At 75.2% G+C, this 16263-nt stretch carries 12 protein-coding genes; 3 read left to right on the top strand and 9 right to left on the bottom strand.

Going from position 1 to position 16263, the window contains the following annotated elements:
- Positions 1 to 74 precede the first annotated feature (74 nt).
- The gene (locus AB6N24_RS13215; RefSeq protein WP_412869857.1) at positions 75 to 3401 is read left to right on the top strand and encodes a proline dehydrogenase family protein; all 3327 of its coding nucleotides are present in this window, start codon (positions 75 to 77) and stop codon (positions 3399 to 3401) included.
- Positions 3402 to 3470: 69 nt separating this feature from the next.
- On the opposite strand, the gene crcB is transcribed toward AB6N24_RS13215, so the two are convergent.
- The 7 genes from crcB to AB6N24_RS13180 form a co-directional block, all read right to left on the bottom strand.
- Entirely contained in the window at positions 3471 to 3860 is a 390-nt protein-coding gene (crcB, locus tag AB6N24_RS13210; RefSeq protein ID WP_412869856.1) for a fluoride efflux transporter CrcB, read from the bottom strand.
- Entirely contained in the window at positions 3857 to 4285 is a 429-nt protein-coding gene (locus AB6N24_RS13205) for a fluoride efflux transporter FluC (RefSeq protein ID WP_412869855.1), read from the bottom strand. The genes crcB and AB6N24_RS13205 overlap by 4 nt, the downstream gene beginning before the upstream one ends.
- Positions 4282 to 5325 (bottom strand): LacI family DNA-binding transcriptional regulator, encoded by a 1044-nt coding sequence (locus AB6N24_RS13200; protein ID WP_183295705.1) that lies wholly within the window; start codon positions 5323 to 5325, stop codon positions 4282 to 4284. Before AB6N24_RS13200 ends, AB6N24_RS13205 begins: the two co-directional genes overlap by 4 nt.
- Positions 5326 to 5422: 97 nt before the next feature.
- Positions 5423 to 6340, bottom strand: a complete 918-nt coding sequence (locus AB6N24_RS13195; RefSeq protein WP_412869854.1) for a carbohydrate ABC transporter permease — start codon at positions 6338 to 6340, stop codon at positions 5423 to 5425.
- The gene (locus AB6N24_RS13190) at positions 6337 to 7338 is read right to left on the bottom strand and encodes a carbohydrate ABC transporter permease (RefSeq protein WP_412869853.1); all 1002 of its coding nucleotides are present in this window, start codon (positions 7336 to 7338) and stop codon (positions 6337 to 6339) included. Before AB6N24_RS13190 ends, AB6N24_RS13195 begins: the two co-directional genes overlap by 4 nt.
- Before the next feature lie 83 nt (positions 7339 to 7421).
- Positions 7422 to 8708, bottom strand: coding sequence for an ABC transporter substrate-binding protein (locus tag AB6N24_RS13185; protein ID WP_412869872.1), 1287 nt, complete (start codon positions 8706 to 8708; stop codon positions 7422 to 7424).
- Between the two features lie 304 nt (positions 8709 to 9012).
- A complete protein-coding gene (locus AB6N24_RS13180) occupies positions 9013 to 9528 on the bottom strand; it encodes a DUF2505 domain-containing protein (RefSeq protein ID WP_412869852.1) in 516 nt (171 codons plus the stop codon).
- A gap of 102 nt (positions 9529 to 9630) precedes the next feature.
- Between AB6N24_RS13180 and AB6N24_RS13175 the strand changes: the two genes are divergently transcribed.
- A complete protein-coding gene (locus AB6N24_RS13175; RefSeq protein ID WP_412869851.1) occupies positions 9631 to 11121 on the top strand; it encodes a sensor histidine kinase in 1491 nt (496 codons plus the stop codon).
- Positions 11122 to 11367: 246 nt separating this feature from the next.
- Here AB6N24_RS13175 and AB6N24_RS13170 read toward each other — a convergent pair whose 3' ends face one another.
- Positions 11368 to 11616: a WhiB family transcriptional regulator gene (locus AB6N24_RS13170; RefSeq protein WP_034632667.1), complete on the bottom strand. Its 249-nt coding sequence runs from the start codon at positions 11614 to 11616 to the stop codon at positions 11368 to 11370.
- Positions 11617 to 12028: 412 nt separating this feature from the next.
- Here AB6N24_RS13170 and AB6N24_RS13165 point away from each other — a divergent pair, with 412 nt between their 5' ends.
- The gene (locus AB6N24_RS13165) at positions 12029 to 12427 is read left to right on the top strand and encodes a hypothetical protein (RefSeq protein ID WP_412869850.1); all 399 of its coding nucleotides are present in this window, start codon (positions 12029 to 12031) and stop codon (positions 12425 to 12427) included.
- Positions 12428 to 12536: 109 nt separating this feature from the next.
- Here the strand turns inward: AB6N24_RS13165 and AB6N24_RS13160 are convergent, their stop codons facing one another.
- Positions 12537 to 16178, bottom strand: a complete 3642-nt coding sequence (locus tag AB6N24_RS13160; protein WP_412869849.1) for an FtsK/SpoIIIE domain-containing protein — start codon at positions 16176 to 16178, stop codon at positions 12537 to 12539.
- Between the last annotated feature and the right edge of the window lie 85 nt (positions 16179 to 16263).

The following is a 16263-nucleotide window of genomic DNA, read 5'->3' as shown; positions in this document are numbered from 1 at the left end:
AACCGCGCGGCGCGTCAGACGTGGTGCCGGATCACGACAAGACGCCGCGCCACCCGCAGCCGCACGATGAGGGGATGGACGCCACGCCGCAGGACCTCGTCGACGACGCGCTCGAGCTCGCGGACCGCTGGGCGCTCGCGGGCACGCAGGGCGAGACCGAGCAGGAGCGCCGTACGAGCGGCCGGCTCGCGGCGCTCGTCTCGGACCCCGCGGGCCTGGAGCTCGCGGTGCGGTTCGTGGACCGGGTCGCGCGGCCCGACGACGTGCACGTCGCGGCGCGCGAGCTCGCCGGCCTGACGCGGTACACGTCCGCCGCGGGTGGGTTCCTCGGGCCGGTCGACCGCGCGATGCTCGCGGTCGGTGCTCGCGTCGCGCCGGTGCTGCCGTCGGTCGTGGTCCCTGCGGCGCGGTACCGGCTGCGCCAGCTCGTGGGGCACCTCGTCGCCGACGCCGGGCCGGGGCTCGGCGCCCACATCGCCCGGGCGCGCGCCGACGGGTTCCGGCTCAACCTCAACCTGCTCGGCGAGGCCGTGCTCGGGGAGCACGAGGCCGCGAGCCGCCTGCGTCGGGTCCGTGCGCTCGTCGAGCGACCGGACGTCGACTACGTGTCGGTCAAGGTGTCCGCGGTCGCGAGCCAGCTGTCCACATGGGACACCGCGGGCAGCCGCGACCGCGTCGTGGACCGCCTGCGCCCGCTGTACCGCGCCGCCGCGAGCCACGGGACCTTCCTCAACCTCGACATGGAGGAGTACCGCGACCTCGCGCTGACGGTGCAGGTCTTCGAGCGGCTCGTGATGGAGCCCGAGCTGCTCGACGCCGAGTGGGGCATCGTCCTCCAGGCGTACCTGCCCGACGCGGTGGCCGCGCTCGACGAGCTCACCGAGATCGCCCGGCGTCGCGCGCTCGCGGGAGGTGCCCGGATCAAGGTCCGCCTCGTCAAGGGCGCCAACCTCGCGATGGAGAAGGTCGAGGCCGAGCTGCACGGCTGGGAGCAGGCGCCGTACCGCAGCAAGCCCGAGGTCGACGCGAACTACGTCCGGCTGCTCGACCGTGCGCTGCACGAGGAGCGGACGCGGCACGTGCGCATCGGGCTCGCGAGCCACAACCTGTTCGACGTCGCGCTCGGGCACCGTCTCGCGCAGGAGCGCGGCGTGACCGAGGCGCTCGACGTCGAGATGCTGCAGGGCATGGCCCCCGCCCAGGCACGGGCGGTGCGGGACGAGGTCCGCGACGTGCTGCTCTACACGCCGGTCGTCGCCCGGGAGGACTTCGACGTCGCGATCTCCTACCTCGTGCGCCGCCTCGAGGAGAACGCCGCGCCGCAGAACTTCCTGCACGCGATGTTCGCGCCCGGCGGCCCGGCCGCCGACCCGCTCGACGCGCAGCGCCGCGCGTTCCGCGACTCGGTGCTCGCGTCGCAGGAGCCGACGACGCCGCCGCAGCGCCGCCCGCGCCCGGAGCCCACCGAGCCCGCGGCGGGCGCGCGGTTCGACAACGCGCCCGACACCGACCCCGCGGTCGCCGAGTCGCGCGCCTGGGCCGCCGAGCTCCTCGTCCGGGACGTCCCCGCGCCCGACGCCGTCCGCATCACGACCGTGCAGGACGTCGACGACGCCGTCGCGCGCGCCGAGGCCGCCCGGGAGAGCTGGGCCACGACCGCCCCCGCCGCGCGTGCGCGGGTGCTGCGGCGCGCCGCCCTGCACCTCGAGCACGCCCGCGGCGACCTCGTCGCGACGATGGTGCAGGAGGCCGGCAAGACGGTCGCCGAGGCGGACCCGGAGGTCAGCGAGGCCGTCGACTTCGCGCGCTACTACGCGGACCGCGCCGAGGAGCTCGCGGACGGCACCGTGCCCGGTGCGGTCTTCCGCCCGCGCGGCGTGACCGTCGTGACGCCGCCGTGGAACTTCCCGGTCGCGATCCCCGTCGGCTCGGTGCTCGCGGCGCTCGCCGCCGGGTCGCCCGTGCTGGTCAAGCCCGCGCCGCCGACGCCCCGCTGCGTGCAGGTCGCGATGGCCGCGGTGCACCGGGCGATGGACGAGCTCGACGTCCCGCGCGACGTGCTCCAGGTCGTGCTCTCGCCCGAGGGCGAGGTCGGCCGTCACCTCGTGACGCACCCGTCGGTCGCGCGCGTGCTGCTCACGGGCTCGATCGAGACCGCGGAGCTGTTCGCCTCGTGGCGCCCCGACCTCGAGGTGCTCGCCGAGACGTCCGGGAAGAACGCGGTCGTCGTCACTCCGTCGGCCGACGTGGACCTCGCGGTCGCCGACGTCGTGCGCTCCGCGTTCGGGCACGCCGGGCAGAAGTGCTCCGCGGCGTCGCTGCTGATCCTCGTCGGGTCGGCCGGGACGTCGGACCGCCTGCGCCGCCAGCTCGCGGACGCCGTCACGTCGCTGCACGTGGGCCCCGCGACCGACCTCGCGACGACCGTGGGACCGCTCACCGAGCCCGCGTCCGGCAAGCTCCTGCACGCGCTCACGACGCTCGACCCGGGGGAGCGGTGGCTCGTGGAGCCCCGCCGGCTCGACGACGAGGGCCGGCTGTGGACGCCCGGCGTCAAGCACGGCGTCCTGCCGGGGTCCCCGTTCCACACGACCGAGGTCTTCGGGCCCGTGCTCGGGGTCCTGCGGGTCGCGACGCTCGACGAGGCGATCGAGGTGCAGAACGCCGTCGCGTTCGGGCTCACCGGCGGGCTTCACTCGCTCGACGAGGACGAGATCGCCACCTGGCTCGACCGGGTCGAGGTCGGCAACGCGTACGTCAACCGCCACATCACCGGCGCGATCGTGCAGCGCCAGCCCTTCGGCGGCTGGAAGGCCTCCGTCGTCGGACCCGGCGCCAAGGCCGGCGGGCCGCACTACGTCGCGCAGCTCGGCGACTGGGCGGACGCGCCGGACGTGCCGTCGGACGACGCGGGGTGGCTCGCGTGGGCCAAGGAGGACGACGCGCGGTGGTGGGCCGACGAGCTGTCGGTCGAGCACGACCCGAGCGGCCTGACCGTCGAGGCCAACCTGCTGCGCTACCGGCCCGTCGAGCACCTCACGGTGCGCGTCGGCGCGGGAGCGCGGGACCGTGACGTCGCGCGCGTGCTCGCGGCGGCCCGTCGCGCCGGGGTCCCGGTCGCCGTGAGCCGGGTCGCCGGGGAGTCCGACGCGTCGTTCGCCGCACGCGTCCACGACGGCGGCGTGACCGGACGCGTCCGTGTCGTCGGGGCCGCCCCCGGGCTGCGCGAGGCGGCGCGCACGCGGCTCGGCACCGTCACGGTGCTCGACCACCCGGTGCTCGCGAGCGCGCGCCGCGAGCTCCTCACGGTCGTCCGGGAGCAGGCGGTGAGCCGCACGCTGCACCGGTTCGGCCACCTGCCGGGCTCGGTCCCCGGGAGCGAGGCGCACGCGGCGGGCTGACCCCTTCCGGACGGCGTGACCGGGGCCGCGCGGTCGGCACGCTGAGCTCGGAGTCGCAGCCCGCCCACGTCACGCGACCAGGTGGAACCCCGCGACCGCCGCGACGATCCCGAGCAGCAGGTGCGCGGCGACGTCGAGCACCGCGCGCAGCGTCCGGTGCTGCCGCCACAGCTCGACGACGTCGAGGCTGAACGTCGAGAACGTCGTCAGCCCGCCCGCGAACCCTGCGCCGAGGACCGTGCCCCAGCCCGCGTCGAGCGTGCCGCGCAGCACGAGCGCCGCGACGACCCCGAGCACGGCGGAACCGACCACGTTGACCGTGAGCGTGGCCCACGGGAAGGTGGCCCGCCCGAGCCCGCGGCGTCGCCGGTCCCGCGCGTGCACGAGCTCGGCGGCGTACCGCAGCTGCGCGCCGACGCCCGCGCCGACACCGACCCCGAGCGCGACCCAGAGGCTCACGGCGTGCCGCCGTCGACTCCGACCGCCGGCTGCACCGTGCGGGCGGGGAGCCGGGCGCCCAGCGCCACCCCGGCCGCGGCCGCGACGACCCCGCCGACGAGGGACACGACGAGGTACACCGCGGCCGTCCCCACGTGCCCGTCGGTCGCGAGGACGTCGAGGGCGTGCGCGTACGCGGAGAACGTCGTGTAGCCGCCGAGCACGCCGGTGCCGAACGCCGGGCGGACCCACGCCGGCGCTCGGCGCCGTCCCACGACCCCCGCGACGAGCAGCCCGAGCAGGAACGAGCCGGTCACGTTGATCGCCCACGTGGTCCACGGCAGGGCACCCGGAGCCTCCGGGTACGCGGCGGTCAGGGCGTGGCGTGCGAGCCCACCGAGAGCGCCCCCCGCGCCGACGAGCGCGAACGACAGGCGCAGGCTCACGCCGAGGCGCGGATCACGAGCTCCGGAGCGAAGATCAGCGGCTCGCCGCCGATGACGGAGCCCTGGAGCTGGTCGAGCAGCCGCACGCCGGCGGCCCGTGCCATCGCGACGACCGGCTGGATCACGGTCGTGAGCGGCGGGTTCGTCGACATCGACACCCCGAGGTTGTCGTAGCCGACGACCGCGATGTCGCCGGGCACGTCGCGCCCGAGCTCGGCGAGCACCCCGAGGGCACCGGCCGCCATGAGGTCGGACGCCACGAACAGCGCGTCCAGGTCGGGGTGGGCCTCGAGCAGCCGCCGGGCGCTCGCCGCCCCTGACGCGATCGTGAAGTCGCCGTGCACGACGGCGTTCTCGGGGAGCCCCGCGCCGCGCACGGCCTCGCGCCAGCCGGCGAGCCGGTCGATGCCCGCGGACATGTCGAGGGGACCGGCGATGGTGCCGATGCGGCGCCGCCCCAGGTCGATGAGGTGCTGCGTCGCGATCCGGCCACCGGCGACGTTGTCGGTGTCGACGTACTGGGTGTCGCCCTCGTCGGAGAGCGGCCGGCCGACGAAGACGTTCGGCAGACGCGACTGCTGCAGCGCCCGGTCGAGCTCGTCGTCCCGGTGGTGGGACACGACGATCGCGCCGTCGACGTGGCCGTTGCGCAGGTAGCGGATGGTGCGGGCGCTGTCGCCCGGGCGCGCGATGACGAGCACGAGCTGGAGCTCGGAGTCGGCGAGCGCGGTGCTCAGGCCGTTCAGGGTCCCCGCGAAGAACGGGTCCGAGAGGATGCGCTCGTCCGGCTCCGGGACCACGAGCGCGATCGAGTCGGTGCGCTTGGTGACGAGCGAGCGGGCGGCCCGGTTCGGGGTGTAGCCGAGGTCCGCGACGGCGGCCTCGACCGACGCCTGCGCCTCGGGGGAGACCCGGAGCCCGCCGTTGATGGCGCGCGATGCGGTGGAGCGGGAGACCCCGGCCCTCTCGGCGACCTGCTCGAGCGTGGGTGCAGGAGGGCGCCCGACGTCGTTCCGGAACGTGGTGTTGTCGACCACCATTGGTCGTCGTCCCCTCGTGAGGCTGCGGTGGCAGCGTGCTGCGCGGCGTGCGGTCAGCCGCGCGGGGGCGATGTCGGCGCCCCCGCGCGGCGCGGGATCAACCCTTGACCGCGCCCGCCATGATGCCAGCGACGAGCTGGCGGCCGGCGAAGACGAACAGGATGACCAGCGGGACCACGGAGAGCGTGACGCCCGCCATGATCAGCGCCATGTCCTTGAAGTACGTGGACTGGAGCAGCTGGACGGCGACCGGGAGGGTCGGGTTCGTCGAGCCGAGCACGATGAACGGCCAGAAGAAGTTCGTCCACGAGCCCACGAAGGTGAACAGCGCGAGCATCGCCGCCGCCGGACGGGCCGCCGGCATCGCGACGTGCCAGAACGTGCGGATCATCGAGGCCCCGTCGACGCGTGCCGCCTCGATGAGCTCGTAGGGCAGCGCGCTCTCGAGGTACTGGGTCATCCAGAACACCCCGAAGGCCGTGACCATGCCGGGCACGATGACCGCGACGAGCTTGCCGGTCCAGCCGAGCTCCGACATCACGATGAACAGCGGGACGATGCCCAGCTGCGTCGGGACCGCCATCGTCGCGATGACGAACACGAGCAGCGGGCCGCGGCCGCGGAAGCGGAGCTTGGAGAACGAGAACCCGGCGAGCGTCGAGAACACCACGACCGAGGCGGCCGTGAGCGTCGAGACGATGACGCTGTTGGTCAGGGCCTTCCAGAACCGGATGTCGGCGTTCAGGACCCGGTTGACGTTGTCGAAGAACTCGCCCTGCGGGATGAGCGAGGGGATCGGCGTCTGGGCGATCGTGGCCGCGTTCGAGCTCGCGAGCAGGAACATGTAGTACAGCGGCGCGGCGGAGGCCAGGATGACGATCCCGAGGACCGTGTACGTGAGCCAGCCCGGTCGACGGTCCGAGCCGGCGCCCTGGGACCGACGGCGACGGGTCGCGGCGCGAGCGGCGCCCGCCCCGGCCGTCTGTCGGATGACGGGGATCGAAGGAGCGCTCATCGCTTCTTCCTTCCGCTCTTCGGGGCGGACTCCGAGGAGATCCGGCGGGTGATCATGAAGTTGATGATCCCGACCACGATGATGATCAGGAACAGGATCCACGCGACGGCGGCGGCGCGGCCGAAGCTCTTCTGCGCGCCCCAGCCCAGCTCGTAGAGGTACATCGTCGCGGTCATCCACTGGCGGTCGTTGCCGCCCTGACCGATCTGGTCGTAGAGGCGCGGCTCGTCGAAGATCTGCAGCCCGCCGATGGTCGACGTGAGGACGACGAAGATGATCGTCGGGCGCAGCATCGGGACCGTCACGGAGAAGAACGTCCGCAGGCGGCTGGCGCCGTCGAGGATCGCGGCCTCGTAGATGTCGCGCGGGACGGCCTGCATCGCTGCGAGGAAGATCAGCGTGTTGTAGCCGGTCCAGCGGAAGTTGACCATCGTCGAGATCGCGAAGTGGCTGGCCAGGACGTCGCCGTGCCACTTGACCGGCTCGACCCCGAAGGTCCCGAGCACCGTGTTCACGACACCGGACTGGTCGGCGAAGAGCTTGCTGAAGATGAGGCTGACCGCGACCGGCGCGACGACGTAGGGGAGCAGCACGCCCATGCGCCAGAACGTGCGCGCGCGCAGGTTCGCGTCGAGGAACGCGGCGAGGACGATCGCGATGAAGACCTGGGGCACCGACGACAGCAGGAAGATGCTGAACGTGTTCCGCAGGCCGCGCCAGAAGTTCGGCTGGGCGAGGACGTCCTGGTAGTTCTTCAGGCCGACGAAGTCGCCCTGACCGCCGATGAGGTGCCAGTCGTGCACGGAGACGACGGCGGTGTAGGCGAGGGGGAAGAGGCCGACGAGGGCGAACAGGATGAAGAACGGGGAGATGTAGAGGTAGGGCGAGAGCTTGACGTCCCAGCGCCCGAGCTGCTGGCTGAAGCCGACGCGCTGGGGTGCCCGTTCGGGGCCGCGGCTGGTGCGGCGGGCCGGCGTCGGCGTGGTGGTGGTGGCCATCGGTGTCCTTCGGCGGGGTGAGGTCGTCGAGCGTGGGACAGGGCCGGGCCGGCGGTGCGTCCGCCGACCCGGCCCTGGTGGTATCAGCCGAGTGCGCTGACAGCCTCTTCGAACTTGGCCCACGAGGTCGCGGGGTCGTCCGTCTGGTCCACGTCCACGCGGTTGATCGCCTGCGACATCGCGTCGCTGACCGCGAAGTAGTTCGGGCCCTTGAACGGCGGGACCGGGTTCACGGCGAGCGCCCGCTCGGACAGGATCTGGCCGGTGGGGGCGTTGTTGAAGAACTCGTTCGTGACGGAGAGCAGGTCCTCGCTCTCGAGGGCCTCGGTCTGGCTCGGGAACGTGCCCTTCGCCTTGAACGCCTTGATCTGCTGCTCGGGGGCGGTCAGCCAGGCAGCGAGAGCCTTGGCCTCCTCCGGGTGCTCACCCTGGGCCGGGACGGTCAGGAACGAGCCGCCCCAGTTGCCGCCGCCGCCGGGGAAGACGTTGGCGATGTCCCAGCCGGCGACGCCGTCGGCGTTGCCCTCGATGACACCGAGCATCCAGCCCGGCGCGAGCATCGTCGCGAAGCCGTTGTTCTGGAACGACGCGGTCCAGTCCTCGCTCCACTGCGACTTGTGCGACGAGAGGTTCTTCGTGACGCCGGCCTCGAGGACGGCGTCGTACGCCTCCTTGACCTCGGGGTTCTCGAGCGCGGTGATCTCACCGGTCTCGGGGTCCTCGAAGGCGGCCTCCATCTGGTTGACCATGCCCTGGAAGATGGCGGCGCTGGAGTCGAAGAACGCGACGTCCGGGCTGGCGGCCTTGAACGTCTCGCCGACCTCGAAGTACTTGTCCCACGTGGCGTCCTCGCCACCGAACAGCGCGGCGACCTCCTCGCGGTCGGTCGGGAGACCGGCAGCGGCGAACAGGTCGGAGCGGTACGCGATGGCCTCGGGGCCGATGTCGGTGCCGTAGCCGATGAGGCGGCCGTCCTCGGCGGTGGCCTGCGCGACCTTCCAGTCGAGCCAGCGGCCCTCGACCTCGTCCGACGTCAGGTCGACGAACTTGTCGGAGTACTGGAGGAGCTCGGGGAGCCAGTCGACCTCGATGGCCTCGATGTCCGACAGGCCGGAGCCTGCGGCGAGACGCGTGTTGAGGTTGTCGCGCGCCTCGTTCGAGGTGGCGGCCTTCTTGTGCTCGACGGTGATGTTCGGGTTCGCGGCCTCGTACTCGGCGATGAGGTCCTCGTAGCCGAACTCGTTGAACGTGGCGACCGTCAGCGTGATCTTCTCGTCACCGCTGGCGTCGTCGGTCGACCCCGAGTCGCCCGAGCCGCATGCGGTGGCGAGGAGGGCAACACCCGTCACCCCGGCCGCGACGGCCCACATCTTGCGTGTGGTCTTGCGCACTGTGACTCCCTTGTCAGTCGGACGGCGTCCTCGCCGTACCCGTGGACGCGACGGACGCACCGCCGCAGGGGGCGCGCGGACGACCGGTCACGTGGGCCGTGTGGACCCTCACGTGGGGACGTTCCCGTGGAACTGCGGGAGCGTTCCCACGCGCTGCGGTGAACTCTGTCCTCAGCCTGGTCAGGTGTCAAGGATGAGAGGCTGGACATCTCCGTGGTAGCGATCCCACACCAGTGTTTCCGCAGGTCACGGCGCTATGGGCGCGTTAGGTGTTACCGAATTGTTACGGCTGGACACCCGATCCGTGATCTTCGAGCCAGCGGGCCGCGACGGCGGACTCCGCGCCCAGCGCGCTCCGGATCGCGCCACCCGCGGCCTGCTCGACCGCGGCGGCGAACAGGGGGATCGCGGCCTTGACCTCGCCCTCGTACGTGAGGGTCGTCCGGTCGCCCGACGGCGTGAGCGATGACGTGCCCGTGAGGCGGACGGGAGCGCCCGTGATCTCGACGACCACGGTCCCGCGGCGCGACCCGTCCGGAGCCGGTCCCTCCCACGCCTCGACCTGACGCACGTCGAGGCGCGAGCCGACGAAGCCGCGCACGTTCGCCGGGATCTGGTCGGTCGGCAGCGAGCGGCGCGTCGTCACCGTGAACGCACCGCCCTCGCCGGCGACGACGTCGACCTGCTGGTCCAGCGCCCCAGAGGCCCGCACCTTCGCGTGCACGTACTCCGGGTCGGCGAGCATCGCGGCGACCGCCTCGGGCGTGCCGGCGAGGTCGAGCGGGACATGGAGGTGCACGGCGCTGGGTCCTTCCCTGCAGGGCTGGTGCCGCGAGTTTATCCGCCGGGCGCGGCGCCGTGCGCGAGCCGCGCTGCCCGGACGCGCGCCTACGCTGGTCCGGTGTCCACCCTGAGCGAGCTCGCCACGCGCCACGCGTCCTCCCTCGACGCCGCCGACCTCGAGTGGCTCCACCTGCTCGTCGGCGACTGGCAGGTGATCTCCGACCTCGCGTTCGCCGACCTCGTGCTCTGGCTCCCCGCCGACGACGGGGACTTCGTCGCCATCGCGCAGTGCCGCCCCAGCACGGGCGCGACCGTGCACTACGACGACGTCGTCGGCTCGCGCCCGCCCGAGGGGCAGCGGCCGCAGCTGCAGAGGTCGCTCACGGAGGTCCGGGCCCAGCGCTCGCGCGAGCCGCGCTGGTTCGGCTCCTACGCGGTGCGCGAGGAGGCGGTGCCCGTCGTGCGCCAGGGCCGCGCGATCGCCGTCGTCGCCCGGCAGACGAACCTCGGCGGTGCGCGCACGCCGAGCCGGCTCGAGCTCAACTACGTCGAGGCCGCCGACGACCTCATGGGCATGATCTCGCGCGGTGAGTTCCCCGCGGCGAACGCCCCCACCGGCCCGCGCCGGGGAGCGCCCCGCGTGGGCGACGGGCTGATCCGGCTGAACTCCGAGGGTGAGGTGCTGTACGCGAGCCCCAACGCGCTCAGCTGCTTCCACCGCCTCGGCGCGCTCGGCGACCTCGTCGGCCGCTCGCTCGTGGAGGTCACGACGGACCTCATCGAGCAGAAGGCGACCGTCGACGAGTCCATGCCGCTCGTCGTGATGGGGCGCGCGCCGTGGCGCACCGACATCGAGGCCCGGGGCGTGGCGCTCTCGCTGCGGGCCGTCCCGCTCACCGAGCACGGCCAGCGGCTCGGTGCGGTGCTGCTGTGCCGGGACGTCTCGGAGCTGCGCCGCCGCGAGCGCGAGCTCATCACCAAGGACGCGACCATCCGGGAGATCCACCACCGGGTCAAGAACAACCTGCAGACCGTCGCGGCCCTGCTCCGGCTGCAGTCCCGCCGGATGAGCAGCCCGGAGGCGAAGGACGCGCTCGACGAGGCGATGCGGCGCGTCGCGACGATCGCGCTCGTCCACGAGACCCTCTCGCAGACGCTCGACGAGGCCGTGCCGTTCGACGACCTCGTCGGGCGGAGCCTGCGCCTCGCCGCGGACGTGGCGTCGGCCGGCGGCCACGTGCGGACCGTGGTGCAGGGCGTGTTCGGGCTCGTGCCCGCCGAGGACGCCACCGCGCTCGCCCTCGTGCTGACCGAGCTCGTGACCAACGCGGTCGAGCACGGGCTCGCCAGCGGTGTCGGCGGCACGGTCGAGATCACCGCGGTCCGCGAGGGCGACGCGCTCGGGATCACGGTCGCGGACGACGGCGTCGGGCTCCCCGAGAAGGCCGGCGCCGGGACCGGGCTCGGGACGCAGATCGTCTCGACTCTCGTCACCAACGAGCTCCGGGGGTCCATCACGTGGGGCGCGCGCGAGGGCGGGGGCACCGAGGTCGTGCTCGACGTCGTGCTGCGGACGCCCAACCGCGAGACCGGGTCGATCCGGCACTGATAGCGGCGGCTCGGCGCGCCCGGGAGCAGCTGTTCGACGGGGCGAGCGACGGCTGGACGGCGCGGGCGGCTGCCCGACGCCGGTGCGGAGATTCGGCGACGGGAGCGGCGGTCCGGCGCCGTAGCGACGACCGCGTGGTCCCGGGGACGGCTCGGCGTGCTCGCCGGGCTGGCTCAGCACCCCCGGACGCGACTCAGCCGCCGGTGCCCGGAGGCGCCGACGGCTGAGTGCGTGCGGTGGGGTGCGTCAGCTCGCGCGACGCTGGCGCGCGGTGCGGCGCTTGAGGGCGCGGCGCTCGTCCTCGGAGAGGCCGCCCCAGACGCCCGCGTCCTGACCGGACTCGAGCGCCCACTTCAGGCACGTGTCCACGACGTCGCAGCGGCGGCACACGGCCTTCGCCTCGTCGATCTGCAGCAGCGCAGGCCCGGTGTTCCCGATGGGGAAGAAGAGCTCCGGGTCCTCGTCCAGGCACGCTGCGCGGTGGCGCCAATCCATGACATCTCCTCGGCAGAGGGCAAGCCCGTTCCCAGTCGTGGGAGGCGGGCTCAGCGGGCAGGGCGCGACCAGGCCGCGGGAGGATGCGGCGGAACTGGGCCCTGCACTTCGGGTGGGGGTGTGAACTGCTGTTGACCAGCCTCACACCTGGGCTGAGCACGCACAAGAGTTACGCGGCGGTTTCCTCCGCGTGAACGCTGAGGTCTTCATCACACCTGTGTGAGCCCTGTGCCGAGGATCGTCACCGTACCCTGTTCCGCCGTCTGTTCGCTAACCGCCTCGAGACGCAAGACGCACGGCACCTCCTCGGCCGGCGCAGCGGGTGCCCGGACACCCCGGCCCGACGCGCCGTGGCGCCGGGGTCGAACCGCCGGTGACCTGCGCCTCCGACGTGCTCGCCTAGGGTCGGGACATGCACGCCCGCCGCCCTCGCGCCCTCGTCGTCGTCTGCCTCCTGGTGCTCGTCGAGGCCGCTGCGCTCGCCGGGCTGGCGGCGGCGTTCGTGGTCGACCTGGCGCGCGGCGCGGAGCTCCCCGGCCCGACGGCGTTCCTCGCGGCCTTCCTCCTGGCGGTCGCCGCGGTGCTCGTGCTCGCGGCACGCGCGCTCGCCCACGGCCGGCGCTGGGCCCGGTCGCCCGTCCTCACCTGGCAGCTGCTGCTGCTCGTCATGGCGGTCGGCTGGTTCTCCGCGGAGCCGAGCCCCTGGGCCGCCGGCGTGGTGGTCGTGGCGCTGGTGGTCGGCGTCGGCCTCCTGCTGCCGTCGGTCGTCGCGGCGACGACGGCGCCGCGCACACCGCCGCCGGGGGCCTGAGCCCGACGCTCCCGCGGCCGGGTCGGGCCGGGCTGGCCGGGCCCGGGGCCGGGGCCAGGGCGGGGGAGGTCCGGTGCCCGGTCGGCGCCTGCGGGACGGAGCGCCAGGGCTATCCGCGACCGACCGGCGCGGGCAGCGCGACCTGGAGCGGCACGGCGTCGCGACCGGCGACCAGCACGCCGCGGCCGGGCAGGTGCGGGTGCGCGGGGTCGAGCGCCCACTCGACCGCCGTCCCGAACACCTCGCCGGATCCGGGCTCGTGCGGCTGCAGCACGATGCCCGAGCGGCCGTGGCGCAGCGCGGCGAGCGGAGCGCGGTAGGCGGTCGCTGCGCGCGCGGTCGAGCTCGACGCGACGAGCCGCGAGCCCGGGGTGACGGCGTCCGGCGGGACCGGCGCCCCGGCGCGGCGGCCGTCGCCCGCGCGCTCGAGCCAGCCGACGAGGCGCTCGACGAGGTGGGGCGCCGACTGCTCGAGCGCGTCGAGGTCGTCGATCACGACGTCGACCGGGCCCGTCCCGCCCTCGAGGTGACCGAGCAGGTCACCGAGCCCTCGGCTCCCCGCCGACCAGCGCGCACCCGGCACCTCGGCGAGCGGGGCGTCGTCGGCGAGCACCGCGACGTCGCGTCCCGCGCGGACCAGGGCGGACGCGACGACGGCGAGCGCGGTCGTCCGACCGGAGCCGGGTGGTCCGACGACGAGCGCGCCCCGCTGCACGTCGAGCGCGAGGACCTCGGCCGAGTCGCCGCCGCAGCCCACGGGCACCGCTGCGGCCGGGTGCCGGTCGGGGGCGGCCGGCAGCTCCCCGTGTTCCGGCTGGGGCAGCGTGAGCTGCGTCGGGACCGGGGCCAGCCGCAGCGCGTCGCGCGGCACCGTTCGGTCGGAGGCGTCGGGCGAGTCCTCCGCGACCGCGACCTGGCACAGCACCGCACCCCCGCTGTCGACGCGGACGGCGCGCCCCGGAGGTCGCCGGCCGCCGGCCAGCTCGGTCGGGACCCCGGCGAGCACGTCCGTGACGGGGTCGGCCGGCCCGAGCACGAGCCGGCTGCCGAAGTGACCGACGAGCGACGCGAGCCCGCTGCCCGAGCCGCAGGCTGCCGCGACGGCGACGCCTCGTGCACGGCCGTCGCGCAGGAGCTCCACGAACAGCTCTGCGGCCGCGCCGCGGGCGATGCCGTCGAGCGCCGCGACCGCCGGTTCGAGCGCGTCGACGACGAGGAGCTGCGGCCGGCCCGGGGAACCGGACCCGTCCTCGGCAGCGCGGGGCCCGGCGCGGCGCCCGGCGAGGAGCCGCACGAGCCGGGCGAGCCTGCGCGGGTCGTCGGGGCCGACCACCGTGCCCAGCAGCTCGGCGCGAGCGGGGAGCGCGCCGCGCGGGAAGCCCACGGCGTGCACGTCCCAGCCGAGCTCGAGCGCGCCGTGCACCACCGTGCGCAACGCGGACGTCCGGCCGGAGCCGGGCCCGCCGCGCACGAGCAGGTGACCGTCGGCCGGTCGCCAGGTGACGAGCGAGCGTCGCTGCTCCGCGGGGACGTCGCCGAGCCCGAGCAGCACGTCGCCACTCGCCGGAAGGGCGTCGGCGTCCGCCGCGCGGGGGCCCAGCGCCCTGCGGGTGACGCGCTCGGGCAGCGCCGGCAGCCACGGCGAGGCGGGAGCCGGGCGCCCCTCAGCCGCGGCCCGGACCGCCTCGACGTACCGGCTGAGCCCGTCGTCCTCGCGCCCGACGTCGGGACCCGCGGGGACCCACGCCGACGAGGGGGAGAGCCACGGCGCCGCGAGCCGCACGCCCTCGCGCCGCTGCCGGCCGTGCGGCAGGGCGACCTGGAGCTGCTCGGGGGCGCGGTTGCCGCGGCGCAGCACGGCCCGCCCGGGCCGGTCGACGGGGAGCGCCGCGGCGTCGGCCACCCCGAGGACGTCGGTCGACTCGGCGCCGTCCGCGACGCGCAGGGCGACCCGGAGCGCGATGTTCGCGCGCAGGTCCGGGCCGACCGCGCCGGCCGGGCGCTGCGTCGCCAGGACGAGGTGCATGCCGAGCGCGCGCCCCTGGGCGGCGACCCGCAGCAGACCCGGCACGAAGGTCGGCACCTCGTCGGCGAGCGCCCGGAACTCGTCGACGACCACGAGCAGGCGTGGCAGGGGCAGGACGGACGTCCGTCCCGCACGGTGCTCCGCCGCGAGCTCGTCGACGTCCGCGACACCCGCCTCCGCGAGCAGCCGCTCGCGTCGGTGCAGCTCGGCGCGCAGCCCGGCGAGGGCCCGCTCGGCGAGGGCGCCGTCGAGGTCGGTCACCTGCCCGACCACGTGGGGGAGCCGCGCGACGGGGCCGAAGCTCGCGCCGCCCTTGTAGTCGACGAGGGCGACGGCGAGCCGCTCCGGGGGGTGGGTCAGCGCCAGCGCGAGGACGAGGGTCTGGAGCAGCCCGGACTTGCCCGCGCCGGTCGTGCCGGCGACGAGGGCGTGCGGCCCGTCGGCGACGAGGTCGACGTGCACCGCACCGGCGCGGTCGACCCCGAGCGCGGCGCGGAGCCCGGGTGCGGCGGGTCCGGCCCAGCGCGCCGCGACGGCCGACGCGTCCGGCTGCGGGACCCCGTCGAGCTCTCCGAGCGCGACCGACCGGGGCAGCGGGTCCTCGCCGCGTCCGGAGCGCGCAGGCGTCCGGGGTGCGGTGCCGTGCGGGGTGACCGGGGCGGCGTCCTCAGTGGTCGGCGCGCCCGTGGACGAGGTCCCGGCGAGCGGACCGCCGGCCCGGGCCCCGGCGACCCGGCGGGCGAGCGTCTCGGCCCGGGCCGCGGTCACGGCGTGCAGCGGGAGAGGGTGCCCGCTCCCGCCGACCCGCACCGTCGACCCCTCCGGCCCGACCGCGAGGACGGACGCGCACCATGCCGGGACGGACCCCGGGCCGTCGGCCACGAGGACGAGCGCCGTCCCGGGGCCACCGTGGTCGGCGCGGGTCCGCGCGAGGGCAGCAGGGCCGTCGACCACGACGACCAGGGAGGCGCCTGGTGTCGCTGCGGCGAGCCCGGGAAGCATCGGCCCGTGCCCGGGCAGCATCGGCCCGTGCCCGTGCCCGTGCCCGTGCCCGTGCCCGTGCCCGTGCCCGTGCCCGTGCCCGTGCCCGTGCGCCGACGACGGCGTCGGCGGCTCGGCGAGCCACCGCGCCCAGCGCCAGGCCGCACGACGGTCGTCGTCGCACCGGAGCACGAGCGTGCCGCCGCCGGCGGGTCCCACGAGGCCCAGGGCGAGAGCACGAGCAGCGCCCAGCGCGAGGTCCCGCCGACCGGTCACGGCGAGCGTGAGCCCCTGCGCGCCCACGGCGGCGTGCCCGAGCCGGCGCAGGCCCCCGTCGGCGGTCGGCGTGGTGGTCGCGGGCACCCCGGGGACCGTGGCGAGGACCGTCGCCGCGGCCAGGTCGGCGGGTGCGAGGGGGGCGCCGTCCGCGTCCCCGGGCAGGACCCCGCTCGTGGGTCGACCTGCGCCCGTCCCTCGACCCACGAGCCCGCGCGCCACGCCCGGCTGCTGCGCGCGCCGCCGGTGCGCCCGCGCACGGCCGGCGTGGGCGAGCATCATGACCGGCCCGAGCAGCGCACCGACGAGCAGGACCGGGTTCCCGGTGCTCACGGCGAGCGCGGCGGAGCCGACGGCCGGCCCGAGCCAGAGCCAGGCGCCGGGACCCGCGCCCGCCCCGTCCGCGGCGGAGACCGCCCGGTCCCGGCGACGGCGTGGTCCGCGCACCTCGAGCACGGTCGAGCCCACGTGCAGCCGGTCGCCCGTACGCAGCCGCGCCGCCCGCCCGCGCAGCCGCCGGGGCCGCGGGTGCCGGGGCCGCGTGCGCCGGGGC

The sequence above is a fragment of the Cellulomonas jepli genome (assembly GCF_047229345.1).
In the GTDB taxonomy this organism is placed as follows: Bacteria; Actinomycetota; Actinomycetes; order Actinomycetales; family Cellulomonadaceae; genus Cellulomonas_A.
The sequence above is the reverse complement of the archived record's forward strand: the minus strand, read 5'-3'. Positions and strand labels throughout refer to the sequence as shown.

Coding starts and splice junctions, on each gene's coding strand:
- AB6N24_RS13195 (WP_412869854.1), bottom strand. CDS start 6,340: ATGAGCGCTCCTTCGATCCCCGTCATCCGACAGACGGCCGGGGCGGGC.
- AB6N24_RS13200 (WP_183295705.1), bottom strand. CDS start 5,325: ATGGTGGTCGACAACACCACGTTCCGGAACGACGTCGGGCGCCCTCCT.
- AB6N24_RS13185 (WP_412869872.1), bottom strand. CDS start 8,708: ATGTGGGCCGTCGCGGCCGGGGTGACGGGTGTTGCCCTCCTCGCCACC.
- AB6N24_RS13190 (WP_412869853.1), bottom strand. CDS start 7,338: ATGGCCACCACCACCACGCCGACGCCGGCCCGCCGCACCAGCCGCGGC.
- AB6N24_RS13215 (WP_412869857.1), top strand. CDS start 75: ATGGACGCCACGCCGCAGGACCTCGTCGACGACGCGCTCGAGCTCGCG.
- AB6N24_RS13170 (WP_034632667.1), bottom strand. CDS start 11,616: ATGGATTGGCGCCACCGCGCAGCGTGCCTGGACGAGGACCCGGAGCTC.
- AB6N24_RS13165 (WP_412869850.1), top strand. CDS start 12,029: ATGCACGCCCGCCGCCCTCGCGCCCTCGTCGTCGTCTGCCTCCTGGTG.